This window comes from bacterium (genome assembly GCA_022616075.1).
Classification (GTDB): domain Bacteria; phylum Acidobacteriota; class HRBIN11; order JAKEFK01; family JAKEFK01; genus JAKEFK01.
In genome coordinates, this window is record JAKEFK010000090.1 from 1 (window position 1) to 3,829 (window position 3,829).

Here is a 3,829-nt window from a genome sequence, read left to right on the forward strand (position 1 = left end):
CAACACGAGGAACAGAATTGCTGCAAACCGCTTCATGCTGAGATATTGTATATGCATTAAGGAGCGCAGGCTTCCAGCCTGCATTAAGGGCCGCAGGCATCTTGCCTGCGCCTCGGTTATGAAAAATCTTGAGAACGATCTTCGCGCAGCGATTCAAGGTGAAGTGCGGTTCGACCCTGGTACTCGCGCGATTTATTCGACAGATGCTTCGAATTACCGTCAAGTTCCGATTGGCGTCGTGCTGCCTCGAACTCTGGAAGACGTAGTCAAGACACACGAAATTGCCCGCACTCACAGCGCTCCTGTTCTGTCGCGCGGTGGAGGAACCAGTCTGGCGGGGCAATGCTGCAATGTTGCGATCGTGATGGATTTTTCGAAATACCTCAATCGCGTATTGAACATCGATCCGGTTGAGCGAATCGGTGACGTTGAACCGGGAACGATTCTCGATGATTTGCGCAGTGCTGCTGAAAATCACCATCTGACTTTTGGTCCCGATCCCGCGTCTCATAGTCGTTGCACGATCGGCGGAATGATCGGAAATAACTCTTGCGGCGTTCATTCGGTTTATTCGGGCAAAACGGAAGACAACGTGCATGAAATGGACGTTTTAACGTACCGCGGTTTGCGGCTGAGTGTGGGAAAGACGAGTGAGCAGGAGCTGCAGTCGATTATGAGTAAGGGGGGGCCGCGCGGCGAAATCTATTCAAAGCTGAAGGATTTGCGTGATCGTTACCAGGACTTGATCCGTGCTCGTTTTCCCAAAATTCCACGGCGTGTGTCCGGATACAATCTGACTCAGTTGCTGCCGGAAAAAGGATTTGATGTGGCCCGTGCGCTTGTCGGAACAGAGGGAACCTGCGTGACTGTGTTGCGCGCCCGGTTACATTTGGTGCACAGCCCTCCTTACCGGCGCCTGATTGTTCTTGGTTTTCGCGACATGGCAACGGCTGCGGATCACTTGATGGAAATTTTGTCTTACAAACCTCTTGCGGTGGAAGGCGTAGATGACGATTTGGTCGAATCCATGAAAAGGAAGAATCTTCATCCTGAAAATGTCGCTTTACTACCACCCGGAGGAGGATGGTTGCTTGTAGAATTTGGCGGAGAAACATCCGAGGAAGCTCTGGAACGCGCACAAATTGCGACCAAAGGACTGTCCCGAATTAGCGATGCGCCGCAAATAAAGCTTTGCAAAGATGATAACGAGGCGAGAATGATGTGGCGTGTTCGCGAATCCGCGCTTGGCGCAACCGCCTCTGCTCCAGGAGAAAAACTGAACTGGGAAGGATGGGAGGATTCGGCGGTTCCACCGGAGAAAATGGGACCTTATCTGCGTGAACTTCGCGCCCTTATGTCCCGCTACGATTATCACGGCGGGCTCTACGGGCATCTGGGAGATGGATGTGTTCACACAAGAATCGACTTCGATCTGCAGACGCCTCAAGGCATCCAGAAATTCCGGCAGTTCATGTCCGAAGCTGCCGATCTCGTTGTCTCCTTTGGGGGATCGCTTTCCGGCGAACACGGCGATGGTCAATCCCGCGCCGAATTGCTCCATAAAATGTTTGGTCATGAGCTGGTGGAAGCGTTCCGTGAATTCAAAAGAATCTGGGATCCCGATGCAAAAATGAATCCCGGAAAAGTAGTGGATCCATACCGGCTCGATGACAACCTAAAGATGGCGAGTTTTGTTTCTTCTCCGGTAAAAACGCATTTTCCATTCGCGGCCGACCGAAACTTTTCTAACACCACTCTTCGTTGTGTCGGTGTGGGGGAATGCCGGCAGTTGAATGTTGGAACCATGTGTCCAAGTTTTCAGGTAACCAGAGAAGAGATGCATTCGACGCGCGGGCGCGCTCGAATCCTTTTTGAGATGCTGAATGGAGAAACGGTCCGGGATGGTTGGAAATCGGAAGAGGTGAAAGAAGCGCTCAGCCTTTGCCTGTCTTGCAAGGCTTGCCGTAGCGATTGCCCTGTTGGTGTCGACATGGCAACGTACAAAGCAGAATTTCTATCTCATTACTATGAAGGGCGAATCCGTCCTGCATCCGCATACGCCATGGGCTTGATTTTTTGGTGGAGTCGTCTCGGCGCTTTGCTTCCTACCATAACAAATTTCTTTTCGCAAACGGATCCATTTGCGAGATGGATGAAAGCTCTTATCGGAGTAGCACCGGAGCGCAAAATTCCAAGCTTCGCGAAGCAGACGTTTCGGCAGTGGTTTAAGTCTCACAAGCCCCCGTTGAAAACATCCGGATCACGTATCCTTCTGTGGATCGATACTTTTCACAATTTCTACTATCCGGAAATCGCGCAGGCATCCGTTGAGGCTCTCGAATCAATCGGTTTCGAAGTCGTTATCCCGTCTCGAATCCTGTGTTGTGGAAGACCCCTTTACGAATATGGAATGCTGGATTGCGCCAAAAAGGTATTAACCCGAACCGTGAGCGCCGTCAGCAATGAGTTTGGGGATGACATTCCGATGGTAGGTTTAGAGCCCGGGTGCTTATCCGTGTTTCGTGATGAAATCATCAACCTCTTTCCGGGGAACGAAGACGCGGAAAAGTTGCGCGCCCGTACCTTCTTGCTGAGTGAGTTTCTGCATTCGCAAAATGTTGAGCTTCCTACACTGAATCGGAAAGCAATCGTTCACTTGCATTGCCACCAGCGGTCGGTCGCGGGAATCAAAACGGAGGAAGCGATCCTGAAAAAGCTGGGACTGGATTTTCAAATCCTTGATTCCGGTTGTTGCGGAATGGCAGGTTCCTTTGGATTTGAGAAAGATCATTATGATGTCTCGATCCGGTGCGCGGAGCGTGTACTGGCTCCTGCAGTCCGCGAAGCGCATGAGGATACATTGGTCCTGACAAACGGCTTTAGTTGCAGGGAACAACTCCTTCAAAGAACCGGGAAGCGGCCTCTACATCTAGGCGAAGTTATCAAAATGGCGTTCAAAAAAAATGTATAATTAGTCAGAAGGTGGTTGGCCAATGAAAAAGATTTTTTTTGTTTTGATCGCGGTGCTGTTTTCGATTTCAGTGTGGGCCGAAGATCTGGGTGAACTCGCAAAGAAAGAGAAAGCGCGGCGTGAGGCGCTTGCCAAGCAGGGCAAGAAAGGGAAAGTTCTTACAAACAAAGATGTGAAGGATATCAAGAGCAGTCTGGGAATAGAATCTCACACGCCTGTTGAAGAACCATCGGCTGAAAGTAAGGAACCGGCTGCGGCTGTGGAGAAAGCTGTCGATCAATCGAACGCTCAATTAGAAGAACTCAAGCAGCAAAGAGCGGAATTGACTCGTGAGGTTCAGGAAGTATCCGATTCGATTCAACAGAGTGGCGCTCGTTCAGTAAACACTGGAGAGCAATACCGTGAAAAACGGTTAAAAGAAGAAGAATTGAGAAAAGTCGAGGATCAGATCGAAGAGCTGGAGAAAGGTAAAAAGGATACCGAGGAGGAGCCGGAAGGAGAGAACTGAAAGGAAGCAGTTCGTCAAGCTAAACGCGTTCTTAGAGCGCGAATGTGATCAGGCGTTGTGCCACAACACCCGCCTACAATTCTGGCGCCGGACACAACCCAGTTGCCTGCGAAATTGGCATAACCACCGGGATCGATTTCATTTGTGAACTCCCAACCGAAAACAGGCTCCGGTTTACCGATATTTCCGTAGGCTCCCACCGGGATGCCCTCCGCAGATTCTATCAACACCGAGAGCGCTTTGCTTAGAGGGTTTGCAGAAATGATGGAAACATTCTAAATGGAGAAAGCCTCGCGCTGGGTGTCCGGGCCCTGCAGCAATATCATCCCTCAGCTTTTCTTGTGAATTGC

Annotated in this window: 3 protein-coding genes; 2 read left to right on the forward strand and 1 reads right to left on the reverse strand. The window is 50.5% G+C overall.

Translation table 11 applies throughout. The features are described from left to right. Nucleotides 1-118: 118 nt before the first annotated feature. Together L0156_07855 and L0156_07860 are read left to right on the forward strand one after the other, a co-directional pair. Nucleotides 119-2,971 carry an FAD-binding protein gene (locus L0156_07855; protein MCI0602913.1) on the forward strand — a complete coding sequence of 951 codons (2,853 nt, stop codon included), beginning with the start codon at nucleotides 119-121 and terminating at the stop codon, nucleotides 2,969-2,971. A 22-nt stretch (nucleotides 2,972-2,993) separates the two neighbouring features. Then, complete coding sequence (locus L0156_07860; GenBank protein ID MCI0602914.1) at nucleotides 2,994-3,479, forward strand: hypothetical protein; 486 nt, start codon at nucleotides 2,994-2,996, stop codon at nucleotides 3,477-3,479. A gap of 14 nt (nucleotides 3,480-3,493) precedes the next feature. Here the strand turns inward: L0156_07860 and L0156_07865 are convergent, their stop codons facing one another. Continuing rightward, nucleotides 3,494-3,709, reverse strand: coding sequence for a homocysteine S-methyltransferase family protein (locus L0156_07865; GenBank protein MCI0602915.1), 216 nt, complete (start codon nucleotides 3,707-3,709; stop codon nucleotides 3,494-3,496). Between the last annotated feature and the right edge of the window lie 120 nt (nucleotides 3,710-3,829).